The sequence below is a fragment of the Dietzia sp. WMMA184 genome (assembly GCF_002441635.1).
Lineage (GTDB): Bacteria > Actinomycetota > Actinomycetes > Mycobacteriales > Mycobacteriaceae > Dietzia > Dietzia kunjamensis.
In genome coordinates this window covers 39,765-59,367 of record NZ_NXEI01000006.1, presented here as the reverse complement: position 1 = coordinate 59,367, position 19,603 = coordinate 39,765, and the positions used below count along the sequence as shown (strand labels likewise).

Genomic DNA, 19,603 nt, shown 5'->3' with positions numbered 1-19,603 from the left:
TGGTGGTACCGCTACATCTCCCCCGCCAGCCCCGGCCAGTGACCCACATCGATGAGCGCGCACCCGATGCGGCGAATCAGATCTGCCACGTGAGCAGACCAGGCACCTGGCTCCGCTCGTCGATGAATCTCTCCAGATCAGGGTCCAAGTAGCCAGCCACGCTCAGCAGATCGTCGTAACGCGACTGGATATCCTCTGACCACACCCGGTGATGGTGGCCGATCCGGTTTCGGAACTCGCGCAACCGTTTCACCGGATCCTGGATCGTCGCTTGGTCACGCCTGGGCGCATAGGCGAACGCACCAGCGACATCCGGCCAGAGGAACATCTGGCGCCGGGAGACCATCTGGTGCCAGAACCCGAACGGAAGCTCTGAGATGATCTGGCCGGCGCTGAGCGGCTTGCGGTTCCTCTTCACCCGGCCAATGCTCTCGGCAATGTCCTTGTACGGCTGACGATGCTTACCCGGCCCGATGGCATCACGTCCCAATTCACGAGCATCGTCGAACACCCAGTGGCCCGAACGCCCAAGAAGCGCGTGACGCTCGCTCATGCGTTCATCCAGAGCGTTGCGAAACGCTACTTCGAAGTAGGCCAACGACTGCCAAAAGGCGCCAGAGATCGCGGCGTTCCACCGATACAGCTCCATCGCCGCCACCTCGTTGCCTCCGGTGTGCACGAGGTAGTGCTGCAACCGCGACCGGGCAAAGTGGCGCTCATAGAACGCCCAACTGCTCGTGCTGGCCACGCCCACCTCCGCCATGTAATATCAGTGCTGAACACCCCGGAACCGTCCCTGTAGTCCTCTTCGGAGGGCCGATCACACGGCCGGGGTTCTGCTTTTTCTACCGCACCACACGCCGCCGGAAGCGGACCCCCGCCGAGCCGGCCCATTCCCCACCTCGAGGAATCAACAGCATCCGGGCACCCGGCCGGCCAATGACAGAGCCGCTGCCTGAACCCTGGACCCCAGAGGAACCGGGATCAAAACGCGCGACCCGACCCTGCGAAACAGCCGGAACTGCGCGCACCAGGGAGTCCCGCACCGGTGTACCCAAAAGGGACGAGGCGGAGCCTCACGTGCCGACGATGTGAACCGAACCGCTATCTGGCGGATGTCTCCGGCGCCAGGTGGCGGTGGAGTGCTCCGGAAGCTCACACTTTCCGCACAAACGCCGATAGGTCCCGCCAGATGCGCGACTCCGGCGGACGCACGGGAACTGAGGTAGTTCCTCAGTAGTGAACGCCGGACGCAACTGGCTCAGGAGTGCGTGCGAACGACGACGTGACAATGCTCCGCAGTTTGGATAACATACAGGTGAGCAATGAGTCGGCCCTCTGGGCTTACGCCCCGACAGTCGGCCAGGCCCCTAGGTGTAGCTACGGCAGCCAGGGGCTGCTCTTTTTTTACACCTCATCTAGTCCCCGGCCTCAAGAAAATGCACTTGAGGCTTCACGATCTCGAAGATCTCGTCGGTTCCGTCTGTGTGAGTGATGGTTCGGCGGAACGCGGATGACACGAGATCTGGAAGCCACAGCAGCCGCTCGGCACTTGGAGAGGTCTGCAGGAGTCGCGTGTTTCGTGGGACTCGATTTTCGCGGATCAGTTCTTTGTGGTTCTTGTCATCCTTATTCCGGAAGTTGCTCTGGTTGCGCTCTTCGAGGATGAGCAACTCTATAGGGCTCCAACTGCCGGCTCGGCCAGCGGCGAGTTCTTCCGCTAACGATCGATAGCAGGCGCGACGAGCGTCTTCTGCATCATGGTCGACAGGGTCTACGGACACCTGATGGGCAATCACGCAGGTCTCCTTCCCGTCAGCGAGATACCCGAGCATGTCCTCAGTGGCCCGTCGCCCTCCTGCCGTGAGCAGAGCCTCGGTGGTGTGCCAGTGCGGCGAGCCCGCAATCTCGAGAAGCCCTCCACGCAACTCGTCCATGTCATCTTGAGCAACAACAACCGCGGTGAAGAGGTAGAACGTCTTGCGGTGGTGCTCTATCGGGTCCGGCGCCTGATAGGACTCGTCGAGGTAGGCGACGTGACTCTTCGTTCGGCGGTACGCCTCGGCGACAATCGACGCCTTGCGGTCAGAGAAGCCCATCTGGGGCATCTTAGACGCGCGCCGGCAGCACGCCTTCGACTTGGCCGCAATGTAAACGACGACAACATTAGAACGGCAGACTTCTCCCTACGAGAGTGTTAGGTGCGATTTTTCCTAGTCGTCCTGCTTCTTCTTCGCCTCAATCAGTCGGATGGCGCGTGCGTTAACGCGATCCGAGATCAAGGGAAGGAGGCGGAGCACAAAGTGCCCGGCCCCAAGGAGCAGGACGGCCGCGAGGTCCAGCTTGTCGACGATGTCGAGAACCTGCATATCGCAACCTCCCGTCATGGTGGAGAGATGCCACACCTGGCCGATTGCCAGGCTGAGTGCCGCGGCCAGGTATTGGCCAGCGACCTGAATTGCGCCTAGGCGCGGACTGCCAGCGTCATGGCCAGCAGGTTGCGGCGGGCGAAATGACGAAAACCCGGTCTGTGACCGGGTTTTTGAGCGCACGAATCCGCAACAAGAGAAATATAGCATTTTCGACTGTCAGGCTCGGCGAATACTCTAAGCCCAGTCGTTGCGCGAGAATAGGCAGTCTCTAGCGGTGCGTCCACGAACTTCCCGACGGGGAATGAAGGACAATCGGAGCAACCCCACCGCTTGCATCCTGAAAGGTTGCTCACGTGTCATCGCCTTGGCTCACTACTGCTGTTTCGGAGTTCGGGCAGCGTTGCAAAGCCAAGTTGGCCGGTCCGGGTGAGGCAGAAGCAGCGATCCGGGCTCCGATCGAACAGCTACTCGCCGCCGCTGGCGAGCACCTTTCCTTGGATGTGGTCCCACACGACGAGGTCCGCGACGACGACCGTGGAGTTCGTCCCGACTACGCGATCAGCGTCGGCGGTGCGATCACTGGGTACGTCGAAGTCAAGAAGCCTGGTGCCAACTTGGACCCGGACTCCATGCGAGGCCACAACCTCAGACAGTGGACGAGGCAGAAGGACCTGCCGAACCTGATCTACACCAATGGCACGGAATGGCGGCTCTACCGAGATAGCGAGCCGGTCGGAGATCCGATACACCTTGCCGGCGGGCCGCTCCGCACGGCTGGAGCGGAGCTTTCCGCGCCCGCAGAGTTCGAGCAGTTCCTGACCGACTTCCTGCGGTGGGAGCCAGCGCCCATCACCAGCGTGATCGCTCTTGTTCGGGCTATCGCGCCGCTGACTCGACTTCTGCGCGGTGAAGTCTTGGACCAGCTCGCCACCGAGCAGCGCAAGATCAAGGCAGGAGCTCGACGCGAAGATCAGCCATTCCATGGACTCGCCAGGGACTGGCGACACCTGCTATTTCCGACCGCTGACGACGCGACCTTCGCCGACGGCTACGCGCAGACCGTCACGTTTGCCCTCCTCCTTGCCCGAACCGAAGGCATCACACTCGCCGATGCCGGCGGCCTGCACGCAGTGGGCACGAAATTGGCGGGACAGCACTCCCTCATGGCCCGGGCGCTTCAGCTGCTGACTGACTACGTCGCAGCTGACTTCAAGGTCACCATCGACCTCCTGGTGCGTGTCATCGACGCCGTGCAGTGGCCGAAGGTCCGCGCCGGCCGCCGCGACACCTATCTCCACCTGTACGAAACCTTCCTCGACGTCTACGACCCGCAGCTGCGGCAAAAATCCGGCTCGTACTACACACCACGTGAAGTGGTCGAGCAAATGGTCCGCCTCACCGAAGAAGTACTCGAAACACGATTGGGTAGAACCGCAGGATTCGCAGACCCGGATGTGGTCGTGGCCGACCCCGCGATGGGCACGGGCACATTCCTACACACGATCATCGAGCACGTCGCGGCCCGAGTGGCCGAGCGAGACGGGCAGGGAGCCGTTGCGGGGGCAGTAAGCCAGCTCGCCGAGCGGATTGTGGGATTCGAGCTCCAGACGGGCCCATTCGCCGTCGCCGAACTACGAGCCACCGACCTACTCGCCGATCTTGGAGCCAGCCTCCCACCGGCAGGCCTGGGAATGTACGTCACCGACACCCTCGACGATCCCCACGCCGAGCAGACCCAGCTCGGATCCGGTCTTGAGTTGATCAGTCGGTCTAGCCCCGCTGATTCACGGGCCGGTGTGACTGCTGCTGTCGGGTGACGGCGGGCTTGTTTTCGCGTAAGGGCGTGCGGGGGTGCCGGCTGGCGCTGCCGGTGGGCGGGTCTCCGGGTGGTGATGTCGAGGGCGGGCAGGTGAGATCAGGCTGGTTTGGGGATCGCGGCGATCTTGTTGAACGCGGCGACGATGGCGGTGGCCCAGGGCCACGTTTCGGGGATCTTCACCCGGCGTCGCCGGCCGCTACGGGTCAGCCGGGCTGCGACGTGCAGGAAGCGGTAGCGCAGCGCTTTGGGCTCGCACAAGGCCAGAACCGCAGCCTCGCCGGTACAGGCCAGCATCCGTGTCCACGCCACCAGATCTGCGGCGAGCATCACCGCCACCAACCAGGCCTGGTTGAGCGCGAACTCGCGTGAGGGCAGACGGCCAAGACCGGTGTCCTTGGCGTGACGGATCCGGTCCTCTACCCGGGCGTGCGCCCGATGCCGTGCTTCAAGAAACTGCAGTTGCCCGGTGGTGGTGTTGGTGGCAAACGCCTGGTAGCGCCACCCGTCGATCTCCTCGAACATCGACAACTGGGCGCCGGGGTGGGGTCGTTCGCGGCGGACGATGACCCGCATCCCGTCTGGCCACTTGGCGAGCATCCCGGGAGCGAGAAATCCGGTCAGCTCGGCAACCTCGGCCCCGTCCCGGATGTCACCGGAGGGATTGAGCGCTGGTCCCCACGCGGCCTCGGGGCAGGTCACGATGGCCCGGCGAATCGGGGCGGTGATGGAGAACCCGACCGAGTACTCCACCCGTCGACCACGGACGCGGTTCTGCTCGGTGATCCAATCCAACAGGTCGTGAGAGGCGCCGGCGCCGTCCGAGCGGATCAGCAGGTCACGCCGGTGAGCAGCGGGGATCTGCGCGATTGCCTGGCCCAGGACGTCGATGTGGTCGGCAGCGGTGTTGGAGCCAGCATTGCCCGGGCGCAAGCTCGCGGCGAGAAACTCTTCTGTGTTGTCGCACCACACGCCGATCGGGTGGTAGCCGAACGTGCGCTTATACGTCGGAGCTGCATGTTCCTTCTCGCTGTGGGTGACCACGATGGTGGCATCCACATCGAGCACGACCGTCGATCCCAGATCCCGCCCCGCACACGCCGATGCGGGCACCCCGCCGGGCAGGTGCGACCACACGTGCCGCCGGGTGCGGGCACGCGCGACCTGGATCTTCTTGCGCTTGCCGGCAGTGACCTCATCGAGCGTGCGCCACACCGTCGGCGCCGACGCCACTGGGCCCAGGGCCCCGGACTGGTGGCGCAGGACGCCGATGTCGGAGATGGACTCGCCGCCATCGGCGAGCATCACCGCGGTATCGATCAGCACACGGCCGCGGTCGTGGATCGGGATAAATTGTCGGCGAGCCATGGCCCCTGACAGCTCGGCGGTCAGACCGACCTGATCAGCCAGAAGTCGAGGCGCGATGGCCCCGGCGTGGGCGATCACCCCGACACCATCAGCAGTAACGGACAGACCGGCCGACCACGAAGTACGCTTCACCTACCGAGTGCTTTCTGCTGGAGAACATGGAACCTTAGACAAGTCCCAGTTTCCCCTGTTCAGGAAGCACTTCGGTCTATTTTCGCCCAGCGATCCGCAGATCCCCGTGAATCACCGGGGCCTACGGGGAGGATTCCGTATGCGCGATTGGTGAGCATCGGTGCAATGAGCCGTTGTGCGTTCGCGTCGACCAGGAGCACGTCATCGTCTCCACCCAAAGAGCGAATCTGCGCTATGCCGTCTCGCTCGGTCGCGCCGGCGCACACCGCGCCCCGACCGATGGACGCACTCGTGTCGAGCGGTCCCTCGCCGTCCGTGCCGCCCTCGCGGGCGGCTGGGACCCCATCGCCTACGCACAAGCGGCCGGAGAAACTCTGCCCTCACCGACACCGCGACTGTTCTAAAATCGCTATCCTCACAGAAGCAAAGCCCCGCCGGCCGGGCGGGTTCACGTGATCGTCGCAACACTCTCAACGAGAGGTTGCGGCGATCATGTCGTTTCAGCAGGACTGTGCTCGGTTCGGCGACGAGCTCGCCAGGCTCGTCGACGGCGGCACATCGGTGAAGGACGCAGCGATCCTGGTCGATCAGGGTCTGGTGCCCAGCGAGAAAATCCGTCCGCGAGGCAAGAGCGAGGCCAAACGGCGCTTCGATGAGCTAGTGGTGCAAGGCTGGTCGACAGCGCGAGCTGCCCGCGAGGTGGGCGTGCACCCGCGTACCGGCCGTGACTGACGCAAAGGCATCCGCAAGGTCGGCGACACGCGAGTCCACCCTGATGGCAGGGTTGTGGACTACCGGCGCGAATCCGGCTACACACAGACGGTGACCAGTGCGATCTGTGAAGCTGTCGTCAGTCCCGCGGTTAGTGACCGCTACTTGTCGATCGAGGACCGGGTTGCCATCGCCGACGGTCTCGTGGTTAAGGACTCGCTTCGCACGATCGCGGCACGAATCGGCAAAAACGTCTCCACGGTCTCGAGGGAGGTCCGCCGGCACAGCAGCACCGGCCGGCATCTGCCGTACCAGGCCGATCGAGCTGCTGCCGTGGCCAGGTCACGGCCCAAGCAGGCCAAACTGGTGACGAACGCGGTCCTGAGGGCAGCGGTCGAGGAAGGTCTGTTCCGAAAGCTGTCCCCGGAACAGGTCTCCAATCGTCTGCGCCGGGATCACCCCGACGACGAAAGCATGCGGGTGAGCCACGAAACGATCTACCAAGCGCTGTACTTCCAAGCCCGGGGCGGCCTCAAACGTGAGGTGAAACTGGCACTGCGGACCGGTCGCACCAGGCGGAAACCGCAGCGCAAAGAAGGTGAACGGTATCAGCGGTGATAGTGCCCCATAGAGTGGGACCTTATAGGAGCTTGTGCAGCGGCCCCATCACTGTCTTGTCCACCTCGTGGTCTGGAGTGTTCCCGCTACCGAGTGCTATTGCCAGCCTCAGCAGCCGCGCCCTGATCTCACCAACCCGCCCGCACTACCGGAGAACCTCAAGTGGACGAGCCGGACCCGACCGGCCGATCCCGCACGCCCAAAACCCCTCGACCGGCAGACCGAGAGTCACACCGCCCTCACGCTCGACATCGGTGGAACGAGTCTCTTAGCCTCAATTCACCGATGAAGTAGCCGGGGCGGTCGCTGGCATGGTCGTGGGTCGTGACCGTATGGAGGGCGTGTGAGGTCCGCCGGTCTGCCCGGCTTTCCACTTTGGTTCCTGGTCGTAGGTGCTGGAGTTGGGAGTCAGATCGGCACGTTGGGCCGGCGCGGGGAGAAGACGGTGTCGTAGAGCGCCTGCCAGGCTGTTTGCCATGGCCAGCTTTCGGGTAGATGGAGTCGGAGCCGCCGGGCTGAGGAGGCGATCCGGGCCGGGATGTTGATGAGTTTGCGGCGGATCGTCGCGGTCGTCGCGCGTGCCAGGCTCGAGCTTGTGGTCAGGGTGGCGGCGGCGCGGGTGAGGTTGAACGCCATGACGGCGCAGGTCAGCCAGGCGGCGTTGGCGTTGAACACGCCCGAGGGCAGGTGCGCCAGCGCGGAGGCTTTCAGGTCAGCGTGGACGTTCTCGATGATCGCGTGTGCGCGGTGGGTCTTGTCGGCCGCCACTGTGTCGTACTGCTCTACGGATGTAGTGGTGAAGAACGCATGGAACCGCCAGGTATCGAACAGGCTCGCCTGCCCACTTGCAGCCTTGGGATTCAGGTCGGGGATACGGCGCACCACGAGCCGACCCGGCACCTGGTCGTTCTTGGGCTTCGAGGTGAATGCGGTGAAGTCGACCTCGGCGACTTCGGCGCGGGAGATCCAACGGTTGGTGTGTTCGTCGAAGATCGCGTCGGTGTAGTTGATCGTGGTCCACGCGTCGTCGTCGATGGTGGCGATGGCACGTTTGACCGCCGGGTCCATGCGTACGGTGACCGAGACCTCGGCTCCGGCGGCCAGGCAGGCGGTGACCATGCTGTGGGAGTAGAACGCCGAATCGCCTCGGACCAGCACGTCACGGCCGTGAAGGTGGGTGCGGCGGATCAGTGCCAGCGTGTCGGTGGCCAGCCGGGCAGCCCCTCGCGGGGACCCGGCAGAGCCCTTGCGCAGCCGTTGAGCGGCGATCACCGGAGCAGCCTGCTCGGTGGAGACCGTGGCCAGCAGCGCGTTCAGGCCACGTACCCCGGAGTAGCCGAACGAGGCGCCCTGCTTGGCGTGTCCGTAGACCTCCACGATCGTGTCGTCGATATCGACCATCACCGTCCCGGTGTCCGACTCATGACCGAGCAGTCCGGTGTGTTCGGCCAGTGCGCGCACGAACCGCGAGGCGATCGCATCGGTTTGGCGGACGTGGCCGAAGGTGAACTGCCGCAGGAACGATCCCAGCGTCGAAGGGGCGTACGGGCGGTCGAAGAGTGTGCCCATCGCCCCGTGGCGCAGCAGGGCCATGTCGTCGATGCTATCCGCGCCTGCGGCCATCCCGGCCACGAGCGAGGCCAGTTTCACTCCACCGTTGGAGCCCTTGTCGGTGGGCACGCTCAGATGCTCGTCACCGAGCCGGTGCAGGCCCGCCCGGTCGGCGAGTTTCATCAGCGGCACGAGGCCGGCGCCCGACACGAGGTTGGGCTCATCGAACGTCGCGAAGCTTACGGGCAGAGTGTGAGATAGTTGCATCTGCGGGATGCCCTTCTTGAATTGGCGATACGGACCTTAAGCAAGTCGTATCTTGCCAGTTCAGAAGGGCATTCTCGCGTTCCCACACCGCGCTAGAAGTTCATCTCATCGGTGGATCCAGGCTTAGCGCCCGCCGGTCTCGGCCCGCAGAATCGCCGGCAGAACCACGTGTGGCTCGGGGATCATCCCGGGTGTGACGCGGTGCCGGAATACCCAGTAGCTCCATGCCTGGTAACAGAGGATCACGGGCAGCGCCACGACCGTGATGGCGGTCAACACGCCGAGGGTATACGTACTGTGCGCCGCGGACTGCACCGTGATGTCGAAGGCACTGTCGATTGTGGACGGCAGCAGAACCGGGAACATGGCCAGGAAGATCGCGGCCAGCCCGAACAGGCCGGTGCCGGCATAGCCGGTAAACGCGAGCCCTTCCCGGCCCGCGCGTGCCTGAGCCCATCCGACGCCACCGGAGACCACGGCGAGAAGGGCGACCGTCCACCCCGCCGGTCCGGCACCGTGCTCGAATTGCACCATCGCAATCCAGACGAGCAGCGGCAGCAGGCAGAGGGGAGCCCACCGGACGGCGAAACCGGATGCGCGCCGCCGCACTGGGCCGTCGGCCTTGAGCGCCAGGAACGTGGCGGAGTGGGCCAGGGCAAATCCCACCACGGCGAGGCCACCGACGAGGGCGGGCCACGAGAGCCAGGCAAAGGGACCGCCGACGCGGTCGCCGTTGCCGTCGATAGGCAGTCCGATCGAGGTGAGCGCGAGCAGCGCGCCGATGAAGAACGCGACGGCCGCGGAACCGAGGCCGATCATGTACGTCCAGAACGTCGCCCAGACCCTTGTGCCGACCTTGCCCCGGTACTCGATACCGACGGCCCGCACGATGAGTCCGAGCAACGCGAGGGTCAGCGGCACGTAGAGGGCGGACAGTAGCGCGGCGTACCAGGGCGAGAACGCGGCGAAGAGGGCAGCGACGGCGGTGATGAGCCACACCTCGTTGCCGTCCCAGACGGGGCCGATGGTGTTGAGCATGACGCGGCGGTCGCGTTCGCTGCGGGTCGAGAAGATCATGTGCATGCCCACGCCCAGATCGAATCCCTCGAGCAGGAGGTACCCGGTCCACAGGAGGGCGATGGCGACAAACCAGATGATTGCAAGGGGTTCCATGGTTGTTCCTCGTCTCGTGGTCAGTAGGCAAACGACAGCACGTCGTCGTGCTCGCCGTCCGGGTCGTCGACGTCGTCGTCGTCCTGACCAACGAGTTCGGGCATCGCACTGGCGACTCCACCGCGCGTATACCGCACCAGCAGGTACACCTCGACGACCAGCAGAACCCCGTAGACGGAGCCCAGGGAGATGAGGGAGAACAGCAGCTCCCCGGCGGTCACACCGGGAGATACGGCGGCCTGGGTGTACATGTACACGGAGTCGGCTCCGGTCACGGCGGGGTTCGGGGCCACGACGAACGGCTGTCGGCCCATCTCGGTGAAGATCCATCCGGCGATGTTCGCGGCGAACGGTGCGAGGATTCCGGCGAGCGCGAGTCGCATGAGCCCGCGGGATCCGGGGACGGTGCCGCGCCGGGTGAGCCACAGGGCAACCGCTCCGGCGGCGGCGACTATCCCGCCGAGGCCGATCATGAGGCGAAAGCCCCAGTAGGTCACCCACATGACGGGGACGTACTCGATCTGCGCGCCCGCCCGGTCGCCGTACAGGGCGTCGTCCGGAATCGTCTCGCCGTAACGGTCCACGTACTCGGGTTCGAGGTCGCGAATACCCGGCATGTCGACGCCCCACTCCCCGGTGGCGAGGAAGCCGAGAACGCCGGGGACCTCGATGAGAGTGGTGACGTCGCGGCAGTCCGTGGATCCCGGGTTGCCCAGCGAGAGCACCGAGAAGGAGGAGCCGGAGTGGCAGGCGGCCTCTGCGGCAGCCATCTTCATGGGCTGCTGCTCGTACATGAGTTTGCCCTGGATGTCGCCGGTGACGACTGTGCCGAGGAACCCCACCATGGCGACTATCGCGCCGAATCGCAGGGACCAGATCCAGACGCCGTGGTCGGTGCGGTCGCGTCCTGGTATGTCCTGGGCCTGCCCCACGATCACGTGCCCGCGCTCGTCGACGGTGTCGATCCCGTCATGCCGGCGGCGCCACAGGTGGTACCAGGCGATCCCGAGCAGGAACATCCCTCCCACCACGAGCGCACCAAAGACGGCGTGGGTGAACGCTGCCAGTGCGGTGTTGTTGGTGAGCACGGCCCACACGTCAGTCATGACCGGCCGGCCGTCCTCGCCGAGCTCGACGCCCACGGGGTGCTGCATCCACGAGTTGGCGACGATGATGAAGTACGCCGAGACCCAGGATCCGATCACCGCGCACCACAGGGCCGCGAGGTGCACGCCCTTGCGCAGCCTGCCCCAGCCGAAGATCCAGATACCGAGGAAGGTCGATTCGAGGAAGAAGGCGAGCAGACCCTCGAGCGCGAGCGGGGCACCGAACACGTCCCCGACGAACCGGGAGTACTCGCTCCAGGCCATTCCGAACTGGAACTCCTGGACCAGGCCCGTGGCCACGCCGAGGATGAAGTTGATGAGGTAGAGCTTTCCCCAGAATTTGGTCATCCGGAGAAATTTCTCCTGGCCGCTGCGCACCCAGGCGGTGTGCATCACGGCAACCATCGCCCCGAGTCCGATAGTGAGCGGGACCATGAGGAAGTGGTAGACGGTCGTGATGCCGAACTGCCAGCGTGCGATCTCGACAACGTCCATAGGACGCCAACCCCTTTCACCGGATCGGGTGTCGTGTTCACCCGCCATCGGCATTCTACATAGCGTAGAAATATTTCTACCGAGAGTCGAATTTCTTTCGCCACTGATAGAATCCGGCTACAAAGCAGGAGGAGAGGATCACCGTGGCGACCCTGGGCGAGTTGGAGCGTGCCGTTATGGACGTGATCTGGGACCACAGTGGGCCGGTGACGGCGTACGACGTCAAGGGCGTGCTCGACAGCTCCCGGGAGCGCCCACCCGCCGTGACCACCCTGCTCACGGTCTTGAGCCGCCTTGCACGCAAAGGTCTGGTCGTCTCGGATCGCACCGCGCGCCCCCACCGCTACCGCGCTGTGGCCTCGCGGGAGGAGTACACCGCGGAACTCATGCACGAAGTCCTTGGAGACTCCCGGGACCGGCACGCGGTACTTGCACGGTTCGTCGGCGGGGTCTCCAACGATGAGGCGGCGGCGTTACGCACGCTACTGAAGGGAAACGGCTGATCCCCCAGTCGGCGATGTCCACCGGCGCCGTGGGGCTCCTGTTGGCCGGGGTCGCCCTGGCCCTGGCCTGGCCGGTGCCGGTTCTGTTGGCTCGCGCGCGCTGGCCGATGCACGCCCCGGCCCGCGCGCTCCTTCTCTGGCAGGCCATCGGCCTGGCCGGCGGGGTCTCGATGATCGGGGCACTCGCGCTGATCGGCCGCGCGGTCGCGCCGGAGCATCCCCTGGCCGCGGTGATCCCTGCGATCCTGCTGGGCTGTTATCTTCTCGCTCACCTCGGTGCGACCGTCGTCCAGGTCACGCGGCAACGGCGCCGACATCTGACGCTGCTCCAACTACTCACGGCGCCCCATCCGACCCGCGCGCGAACGCGCGTGATCGACGAGGCCGCACCGGTGGCATATTGCATCCCCCGTGGCGCCGGTTCCGTCACGGTGCTCTCCCAGGGGCTGCTCGACAACCTGGATCCCGACGAGCTCGCGGCCGTGATTGCCCACGAACGCGCGCACGTGGAGCAGCGGCACGACATCCTGCAATTGGCGTTCCGGGCCTGGCGGTCCGCACTACCGGGACTTCCCACCGCGGTCCTCGCGGAGACGGAGGTCGCCGCGATGGTGGAGATGTTGGCCGACGACCGAGCCCGCCGAGAGGTACGGGACGAAGTGGTGGCCCGCGCGATCCTGAGGGTTGGTGCGGCCGACGGTAGCGGCTATGGCGACCACGACGACCACGACGACTACGACGACGGCGGCCGCATGAGCGATCGACTCCGCCGTCTCGGCGCGCCGGCTCCCGGCCACGAGTCATGAACAGGGCGGGCCAAGCGGCTCGCTCCGGCCCGTTCAGCTGAGTCGGCCCGCCTGGTCCTCGGGCCGCCGGTCATCGTGGCGGTGCGAGACCAGGATCACCACCTTGTCATCGGCGGCGGTGCGGAGGTCGCTCATCATGGCGTCGGCTGTCGGCGTGTCCAGGTGCGCAGTCGGCTCGTCGAGCAGGAGGACGTCGGCGCGAGTGAGCAGTGCTCGCGCCACCGCCAACCGTTGACGCTCCCCTCCCGACAACGCCCGACCACCGGCTCCGACCCGGGTGCCCAGACCGTCCGGGAGCGCGTCGAGCAGCGGGGTCAGGCCGACCTGCTCGAGGACCCGTCGCATCGCGGCGTCGTCGGGGGCCTGCGCGGACGGCCTGGACAGGAGAAGATTGCCGCGCAGGGTGGAGTCAAAGACGTAGGCGTCCTGCGGGCACCAGGCCACGCGGGATCGCCATGCCTTTTCGGCGAACGTCGTGATCGGAGAGGTGTCGGCCCGGATCGTTCCGCCGCTGAGGGGCAGTGCCCCCATCACGGCGGACAGGAGTGTGGACTTTCCCGATCCGGACGGCCCGTCGAGGAACAACCAGCGCCCCGTGCGCGCAACAGCATCCACACCCGCCACGGCCGGGCGCGCAGAGTGCGGATACCGAACACTCACTTGCTCCAGCGTCACCGAATTTACGGGCCCGTTCGGCGCACCAACGCCCCACGTGGCCTGCGGGAAGGGTCCCAGTACGGAGCCGAGGCTGTGCAGCAGTGAGCGCACGGACGGCACACGGTGCACTGCCGCGACCCACGCGGCGAGAGGCTCGCCCAGCGCCAGGCACAGTAGAGCAATCACACTGGCTCGTTCCGCGTCCACCGCCGGATCGGTCACTGCCACGAGCACCGCCAGGATGCCCGTGCCTGCTGTCACCGCCGCCGTGCCGAGCCCGGCGCCGCGGGTCGCGCGCCGTTCGTCGGCGGACTGCTTCCGGTTTATCTCGTCGAGTCGGGCGACCGCCGCCGCTGCCACCCCGTTACCGCGCAGGTCCGCAGCCGCTGCACTCAATGACGCCGATCCCCGCACCAGACGAGACCGACCCGCGACCCTGGCTACGTCACCCCCACGTTCGACCGTTGCCACCAGGCCCGCTCCGAGTGCCATGGTCGTGACCAAGCCCGCCCCCACCAGCACGGTGAACTCAGGAGTGACCAACCAGGTGGTGAGCGTGGCCCCCAGCAGTACGGCCACTCCGGAGATCAGGGGCGTAACGACCCGGGGGAGTTGATCCCGCAGTTCATCGGCCTGGGTCACGAGGTAGTCCAGCGGCGCCCCACCTTCGAGCAGTCGCCGGGACCCGGTACCTCGTGCTGCGATCGCCCGCCAGAGCCGCAGTCGGAGATCGTCGATGGTCCGGAAGGCGGCGTGGTGGGTGAGCAACTGCTCAGCGTATGTGGCCACCGAGCGTCCGATCCCGAACGCTCGGACTCCGACGATCGCCACCAGGAGATACATGATGTATTCCTCGACGCTCGATCGGACGATCAACCATCCCGAAAGCGCCGTGAGAGCCAAGCCCAGGGAGGTGGCGAGCACCGAGAGTCCTACCGCCCCCGCCCAGAGCCCGCCGTGGGCACCGATCAGCGCACCGAGCGACAGACGCCCGGTGCCGCCTACCCCGCTAGACATCGGATCGCCCGCCCCCTCCCGGACTCCCTGTTCCGGGCTCCGCTCGTGGCGGCCCGGGTCGGCATTGCCGTCCGCAGCGGGGATCCGCGAGACGCCGAGATCACTGCCCGGGACGGCCTCGGGGTCCTGGAACTCGGGGTGCCGGGCCATGGGGAGCGCAGATGCGTCGCCGCCTGCACGGCTGGTCGGGCCACAGATCCGGACGGTGCTCGTGGCGAGGTCGAGTGTCTTCGGTTCGTGGCTCGCAAGCACGATGGTGGCACGCTCGGCTCGGCGCAGGATCGCGCCCCGGACCAGCTCAGCGGCATGGTGGTCGAGGTGGGCGGTCGGCTCGTCGAGCACGAGCAGGCGGGCGCCGGCGTCCACGCGGGCCAGTGCACGCGCCACAGACAGGCGCCGGAGTTCCCCCGGGCTTAGTTCGGCGGCAGCGGACTCGTCGACCCGGGATAGTCCGACCTCGGCGAGCGCGGCCGCGGGATCCGCGCCGTACAACTCGAGTTCCTCCCGCGGGGTGGCACCGAACACCCGCGGCGACTGGGGTGACCACCCCACGAGGTCCGCTTCGATTCCCATGACTCGCCCGCGCACTGTCGCATCGTCCGGCAGCGCCCCGACCAGAGCCGAGAGGAACGTGGACTTACCGGCTCCGCTGGCCCCGGTAACGGCGACGATGCCGCTCAGCTCTGCATCGAGGCCAGTCAATGCCGCGGCCCCACGACCGGAATAGCGAACCTCGAGCCCTGCGACGCGGACCGTGGCCCCGTGGGCTTCTCGCAGGTCAGTCCCGGGTGCTACCTCGAGATGTTCGCGCACTCGGTGCAGAGCCGCGAGGCCATCCTGTGACGCATGGAATGCCACCCCGACCCGGCGAAACACGGTAAAGCACTCTGGCGCGAGCAGCAGCGCGAGCAGTGCGGGCTGTAGGTCCATCGACCCGCCAAGCAAGCGGAGACCCAAGAAGACCGCTACTACCGCCACAGAGATCGTCGCGATGAGCTCAAGTGCCAGGGCGGACAGGAACGCCCACCTCAGCGTCTCCTGCGTGCGACGGCCGTAAATCCGCTGGATGGCGTCAAGTGAGTCCGTCTGCTCCTCGACGCGGCCGAGCCCGACCAGAACGGGCAGCCCACGAGCCAGTTCGACCAGATGGTCGGACAGCCTGGTCAGCGCACTCAACGCCGCGTCCGTGCGTTGACCGGTGTGCCGGCCGATCAGGACCATGAACAGTGGCACCAGTGGGATCGTCACCACGATCACCAGGGCACTGACCCAGTCGGCGGCGAGGATGCGTACCAGCAGTAGCGGGGGCACCACGATCGCCGCGATAATGGCAGGCACGGACTGCACGTAATACTGGTCCAGATCGTCCAACCCATCTGTGGCGAGCACCGCGGTCCCGCCCCGGGGGTCGTGCGCTCGCACCGTCCGGCGCCACAGCCTGCCCCGCAGGCCGTGCTTGACGGCGGTGGCTACCCTGCGGGCACTCGTCTCGGTCGCCCATTCGGCAGCGGCCCGCAGCAGCGCACCGCCCAGACCGAGTATCAGGATCGCCCGCACCGACCCGGCGGGCAGGGTGCCGGCCGCCAGTCCCGCGATGCCTCGCGCCACAGCCTCCGCCACCAGCACTAGCCCCAGTGCCCGGAGGGCAGCCAGTAGTCCCAGCGCCACGAGGGCGGAACTCGGCGCGGGCCCGAGGTCCGGGCGTGCGGAAGTCCGCTTCACAGTCCGCTCGGCCTCGAGCACCCAGGGGTCGATTCCCTCGGCGGGCCGCGCCGTCGACCTGCGCATCATCATCCACACACGTCCTCACCGGCAGGTTCACCGCAGACGATTCCCGCCTCAGCCGTCTAAATTCTACATACCGTAGAAACACTGGTGTGTGCCCCCGCGCGCGGGCGCACCGTTGACTCGGCCACGAACGCTCTACGGCCCGCGTCGTCGGGTGGCAGGTCTCGAAGATCCGGGAAACCGACTTGGCACCGGACGCGTTGAACATGGCGATCTGGCAACGCGCTCACGCCGGTGCCGACTGAATCGCACTGGGTCTGATGGAGGCTCGGCTATTGGATTCCGACCAGGGTCTGGTCGGCCCGTTTCGTAGCGTAGAACGTCTCCTCGAACTCTGCTGGCGGCACGTCATTAAGATAGCCGTGCAGGCGGTCGTTGTTGTGCCAGTGGACCCAGCTCAAGGTGGCCAGCTCGATGTCCTCGACGGTCTTCCACGGCCGTCCCTCGCGGGCAGGGCCGCGGATGAGTTCGGCCTTGTAGTAGCCATTGACCGTCTCAGCGAGCGCATTAATCGTAGGAATCTGCGATGGTGCCGATCGAGGGAGTTGCTCCGATTTCGGCGAGGCGTTCGCCGTAGCGAATCGACGTGAACCGCGACCCGGCATCGCCGTGACACCGCAGGCCGGTCAGCTGGGTGCCGCGTGACCAGCGGGCCATCTCGATCGCGTCGAGGACCATCGTGGTGCGCATGTGCGAGGCGACCCGCCACCCGACGATCGTTCGTGAGAAGGCGTCGATGATGAAGCAGACGTAGGCGACGCCAGTCCAGGTCGGGACGAATGTCAGGTCGGTGACCCACAACTGGTTCGGCGCGGTGGCAGTGAAGTCGCGACGCACGAGGTCAGGGCGGCGCGGCATCCCCGGGTCGGGTTGTGTGGTGCGCACTCGCTTGCTGCGCCGGACGCCCTCGATCCCGCCAGCCCGCATCAGCCGGGCGACCTGGTCCCGGCCGATGTCGCGACCAGCACGCCCGCGGAACAAAGCCCGGAACACTGTCCACGACGACCCCCAACCCGTGGAAACCTGCATCTAATGCAAGGGACCTGCGGCACGCTGCAGCAACCCGCACGCATCACCCTCCACAGCACCACCCTCGCCGTCCGGGCTCTCCGGGGCGCCCACCAGCACAAAGCACGTTATCGCAGGTAGCCGGCAGTAATCGCAGCTGATGACACTCCCGATAAATATGTGCCGATAATGTTGCATTACGTCAGATTCGCAGGCCAGAACAGCGACGTGGGCCTCCATGCCAGGGATGCCCCCGCGATCGCCTGCCCACTCCCCGCCGCGGACACACAGTCCACGTGCACGCACCAGGCCGCGCCAAGGGTGGCCTCATGCTAGCGCATGCGCTAGCATGAGGTGGTGACGAAGGCCGATAAGCTCCGGGCAGCAATCGAGCGCAACCCGAAGTCGGTGTCCTACAACGACCTGCACACACTGTGCCTGCGGGTCTTCGGTGAGCCTCGCCAGCAGGGCACCAGCCATGCGGTGTTCAAAATGCCCTGGCCAGGCGATCCCCGGGTGAACATCCAACGGGGCAAGAACGGCCAAGCGAAGCCGTACCAAGTCAAACAAGTACTCGCCGCGATCACAAAGATGGAGGAGCAGTCATGAGCGATATCGATGTCCACCACTATTCGTACCGAGTCCAGTGGTCCCCCGACGACAACGAGTACGTCGCCACCGTGCTGGAGTTTCCTTCGCTGTCCTACCTCGAGCAGGACCAAACAGACGCCCTCCAGGGCCTGGTGGAGGTCGTGGCCGGCGTCGTGGACGACCTCACCGCCGCAGGCGAGGCCGTGCCGCAACCGTTCGCCGAACGCTCCTACAGTGGCACCATCTACGTCCGCACCTCAGCAGAGGTCCACCGTCGACTGGTGATGGAGGCGGCAGAAAACCACGTCTCCCTCAACCAATGGGCCGCGCAGCGACTCGCCAGCGCATAACCCGACACCTGCAACTGGGGAGCATGCGCCGATAAGACGCGTTATGTAAAGTGACGCTTGTCGTAACCGTTAACTGTCCCTTGACGACACTCGTGACACAGGCTGACACTCAGGGCCATGGAGACTCCTCGACTGGTCGAACTCATCGACGCCCACAAGCACACCTACGGCGTCAGTGAGGCCGAGCTGGCCCGCCGAATCGGGATCACCCGCCAGAATCTGCACCTGTGGCGCACCTTCGGACTGCGCGGCCTGCCGGCCCGAACGACTCTCGACGGCATGGCTACCGAACTGCATCTTCCGTATGTCCGGGTTCTCGAGGCGGCCTTGCGCGATGTCGGCTACCTCGACGTCACCGACGGATTATCAGGCGTACTGGCATGACCGCCCCTGACCCCCTCGGCCCGGCGGCCACGATTGCGGCCCTGAGTTCCACCACCCACCCACTCGGAGACCTGACCACGTTACCCGCGGTATCCGGGCTATATGCGTGGTGGGCAGCCCCAGAGATACTGCCGCACCTGCCCGGCCCCGCCCATCCGCACCACGACGAACTGCGGTTGCTCTACATCGGGATCGCCTCGAACCTGCGACGCCGGATCATCAGCAACCACCTGCGGCGTAGCGGAAGCTCGGCCCTGCGTCGCACCCTCGCCGGCCTGCTACTCGCCGAGCACGGCTACCGCACTGAGCGCACCGACCGCGTCGTGCTGATCGCCCACGACGAGGCCAGGCTCACGGACTGGATGCACATCCACCTTCACCTGACCTGGTGCGAGCACCCCGACCCCGCTGCGGTCGAAGCAGCCGTCATTGCGCAATGGGCACCGCCGCTGAACCTCGAACATGCCACCGGCGCGATCCGCGACGTCGTAGCCGCCGCCCGCAATGCATTCAACAGCAGCGCCTGAAGCAGACCACCCTCCGCCATCCAGGCGTTCTGTAAAGCCGACGATGCCGAGTTGTAGATTGCGCACCGCTTGAGCTTCCTACAGGCCCCTACACCGGGGTCGTCTTAGCCAGGCTTCGGAATTGTGACGGTGAAGCTTGCCCCTTGGCCGGGCCCGTCGCTGTGTGCTCGAATGTGCCCGGCGTGGGCTTCGACGAGTGCGCGAGTGATGGTCAGGCCGATACCGCTGCCGCCGCTGTGGCGGCCGCGTGAGGTGTCGGCTCGGTAGAAAGCGGCCGAAGAGGTGGCCGAGGTGGTGTGGGGCGATTCCTTCGCCGGAGTCCGACACGCTGATCTTGAACCTCCCTGGATCTGTCGGAGGGTT

17 protein-coding genes and 2 pseudogenes are annotated in these 19,603 nt (G+C 65.9%); 9 read left to right on the top strand and 10 right to left on the bottom strand.

Going from position 1 to position 19,603, the window contains the following annotated elements; all coding sequences use genetic code 11:
• Positions 1-76: 76 nt before the first annotated feature.
• From CK206_RS19365 to CK206_RS19965, 3 genes are all read right to left on the bottom strand, one after another.
• Positions 77-748 carry an Abi family protein gene (locus CK206_RS19365; protein ID WP_159981232.1) on the bottom strand — a complete coding sequence of 224 codons (672 nt, stop codon included), beginning with the start codon at positions 746-748 and terminating at the stop codon, positions 77-79.
• Positions 749-1,418: 670 nt separating this feature from the next.
• Entirely contained in the window at positions 1,419-2,099 is a 681-nt protein-coding gene (locus tag CK206_RS19360) for a hypothetical protein (protein ID WP_096907633.1), read from the bottom strand.
• A 114-nt stretch (positions 2,100-2,213) separates the two neighbouring features.
• A complete protein-coding gene (locus CK206_RS19965; protein WP_159981229.1) occupies positions 2,214-2,369 on the bottom strand; it encodes a hypothetical protein in 156 nt (51 codons plus the stop codon).
• A 356-nt stretch (positions 2,370-2,725) separates the two neighbouring features.
• On the opposite strand from CK206_RS19965, the gene CK206_RS19355 reads away from it, so the two are divergent.
• Complete coding sequence (locus CK206_RS19355) at positions 2,726-4,189, top strand: N-6 DNA methylase (RefSeq protein WP_096907566.1); 1,464 nt, start codon at positions 2,726-2,728, stop codon at positions 4,187-4,189.
• A 98-nt stretch (positions 4,190-4,287) separates the two neighbouring features.
• On the opposite strand, the gene CK206_RS19350 is transcribed toward CK206_RS19355, so the two are convergent.
• Entirely contained in the window at positions 4,288-5,688 is a 1,401-nt protein-coding gene (locus CK206_RS19350; protein WP_096905723.1) for an IS1380 family transposase, read from the bottom strand.
• Positions 5,689-6,180: 492 nt separating this feature from the next.
• Here CK206_RS19350 and CK206_RS20580 point away from each other — a divergent pair, with 492 nt between their 5' ends.
• Complete coding sequence (locus CK206_RS20580) at positions 6,181-6,420, top strand: hypothetical protein (protein WP_254050717.1); 240 nt, start codon at positions 6,181-6,183, stop codon at positions 6,418-6,420.
• Between the two features lie 90 nt (positions 6,421-6,510).
• The gene (locus CK206_RS20575; protein ID WP_254050716.1) at positions 6,511-7,017 is read left to right on the top strand and encodes a helix-turn-helix domain-containing protein; all 507 of its coding nucleotides are present in this window, start codon (positions 6,511-6,513) and stop codon (positions 7,015-7,017) included.
• Positions 7,018-7,425: 408 nt separating this feature from the next.
• Here the strand turns inward: CK206_RS20575 and CK206_RS19335 are convergent, their stop codons facing one another.
• The 3 genes from CK206_RS19335 to CK206_RS19325 all read right to left on the bottom strand — a co-directional run bounded on the left by CK206_RS19335 (position 7,426) and on the right by CK206_RS19325 (position 11,609).
• Positions 7,426-8,835 carry an IS1380 family transposase gene (locus tag CK206_RS19335; protein WP_069389547.1) on the bottom strand — a complete coding sequence of 470 codons (1,410 nt, stop codon included), beginning with the start codon at positions 8,833-8,835 and terminating at the stop codon, positions 7,426-7,428.
• Between the two features lie 123 nt (positions 8,836-8,958).
• Complete coding sequence (cydB, locus tag CK206_RS19330) at positions 8,959-10,008, bottom strand: cytochrome d ubiquinol oxidase subunit II (RefSeq protein WP_096907666.1); 1,050 nt, start codon at positions 10,006-10,008, stop codon at positions 8,959-8,961.
• A 20-nt stretch (positions 10,009-10,028) separates the two neighbouring features.
• Positions 10,029-11,609, bottom strand: coding sequence for a cytochrome ubiquinol oxidase subunit I (locus CK206_RS19325; RefSeq protein WP_096907664.1), 1,581 nt, complete (start codon positions 11,607-11,609; stop codon positions 10,029-10,031).
• Between the two features lie 143 nt (positions 11,610-11,752).
• Between CK206_RS19325 and CK206_RS19320 the strand changes: the two genes are divergently transcribed.
• Together CK206_RS19320 and CK206_RS19315 are read left to right on the top strand one after the other, a co-directional pair.
• Positions 11,753-12,112 carry a BlaI/MecI/CopY family transcriptional regulator gene (locus tag CK206_RS19320; RefSeq protein WP_070719688.1) on the top strand — a complete coding sequence of 120 codons (360 nt, stop codon included), beginning with the start codon at positions 11,753-11,755 and terminating at the stop codon, positions 12,110-12,112.
• 14 nt (positions 12,113-12,126) lie between these two features.
• Positions 12,127-12,918, top strand: coding sequence for a M56 family metallopeptidase (locus tag CK206_RS19315; RefSeq protein ID WP_096907662.1), 792 nt, complete (start codon positions 12,127-12,129; stop codon positions 12,916-12,918).
• A 33-nt stretch (positions 12,919-12,951) separates the two neighbouring features.
• Here CK206_RS19315 and cydC read toward each other — a convergent pair whose 3' ends face one another.
• Complete coding sequence (cydC, locus tag CK206_RS19310; RefSeq protein WP_143337798.1) at positions 12,952-16,386, bottom strand: thiol reductant ABC exporter subunit CydC; 3,435 nt, start codon at positions 16,384-16,386, stop codon at positions 12,952-12,954.
• Between the two features lie 266 nt (positions 16,387-16,652).
• Positions 16,653-17,349, bottom strand: a pseudogene (locus tag CK206_RS19305) (IS3 family transposase); the annotation flags it as partial.
• 396 nt (positions 17,350-17,745) lie between these two features.
• On the opposite strand from CK206_RS19305, the gene CK206_RS19300 reads away from it, so the two are divergent.
• From CK206_RS19300 to CK206_RS19285, 4 genes are all read left to right on the top strand, one after another.
• Complete coding sequence (locus tag CK206_RS19300) at positions 17,746-17,997, top strand: toxin HicA (protein WP_096907677.1); 252 nt, start codon at positions 17,746-17,748, stop codon at positions 17,995-17,997.
• Positions 17,994-18,329 (top strand): type II toxin-antitoxin system HicB family antitoxin, encoded by a 336-nt coding sequence (locus tag CK206_RS19295; RefSeq protein ID WP_096907659.1) that lies wholly within the window; start codon positions 17,994-17,996, stop codon positions 18,327-18,329. Before CK206_RS19300 ends, CK206_RS19295 begins: the two co-directional genes overlap by 4 nt.
• Positions 18,330-18,446: 117 nt before the next feature.
• On the top strand, positions 18,447-18,713 hold the full coding sequence (locus CK206_RS19290; RefSeq protein WP_096907657.1) for an XRE family transcriptional regulator: 267 nt from the start codon (positions 18,447-18,449) through the stop codon (positions 18,711-18,713).
• Entirely contained in the window at positions 18,710-19,240 is a 531-nt protein-coding gene (locus CK206_RS19285) for a GIY-YIG nuclease family protein (protein ID WP_096907656.1), read from the top strand. Before CK206_RS19290 ends, CK206_RS19285 begins: the two co-directional genes overlap by 4 nt.
• Positions 19,241-19,344: 104 nt before the next feature.
• Here CK206_RS19285 and CK206_RS19280 read toward each other — a convergent pair.
• A pseudogene (locus tag CK206_RS19280) lies at positions 19,345-19,588 on the bottom strand (sensor histidine kinase); the annotation flags it as partial.
• Positions 19,589-19,603: the final 15 nt, after the last annotated feature.

What these genes read in the sequence shown, in the direction of transcription:
- CK206_RS19360 (WP_096907633.1), bottom strand. Translation starts at nt 2,099, where the DNA reads ATGGGCTTCTCTGACCGCAAGGCGTCGATTGTCGCCGAGGCGTACCGC.
- CK206_RS19335 (WP_069389547.1), bottom strand. Translation starts at nt 8,835, where the DNA reads ATGCAACTATCTCACACTCTGCCCGTAAGCTTCGCGACGTTCGATGAG.
- CK206_RS19325 (WP_096907664.1), bottom strand. Translation starts at nt 11,609, where the DNA reads ATGGACGTTGTCGAGATCGCACGCTGGCAGTTCGGCATCACGACCGTC.
- CK206_RS19315 (WP_096907662.1), top strand. Translation starts at nt 12,127, where the DNA reads ATGTCCACCGGCGCCGTGGGGCTCCTGTTGGCCGGGGTCGCCCTGGCC.
- cydC (WP_143337798.1), bottom strand. Translation starts at nt 16,386, where the DNA reads ATGATGATGCGCAGGTCGACGGCGCGGCCCGCCGAGGGAATCGACCCC.
- CK206_RS20580 (WP_254050717.1), top strand. Translation starts at nt 6,181, where the DNA reads ATGTCGTTTCAGCAGGACTGTGCTCGGTTCGGCGACGAGCTCGCCAGG.
- CK206_RS19290 (WP_096907657.1), top strand. Translation starts at nt 18,447, where the DNA reads ATGGAGACTCCTCGACTGGTCGAACTCATCGACGCCCACAAGCACACC.
- CK206_RS19285 (WP_096907656.1), top strand. Translation starts at nt 18,710, where the DNA reads ATGACCGCCCCTGACCCCCTCGGCCCGGCGGCCACGATTGCGGCCCTG.
- cydB (WP_096907666.1), bottom strand. Translation starts at nt 10,008, where the DNA reads ATGGAACCCCTTGCAATCATCTGGTTTGTCGCCATCGCCCTCCTGTGG.
- CK206_RS19965 (WP_159981229.1), bottom strand. Translation starts at nt 2,369, where the DNA reads ATGCAGGTTCTCGACATCGTCGACAAGCTGGACCTCGCGGCCGTCCTG.
- CK206_RS19295 (WP_096907659.1), top strand. Translation starts at nt 17,994, where the DNA reads ATGAGCGATATCGATGTCCACCACTATTCGTACCGAGTCCAGTGGTCC.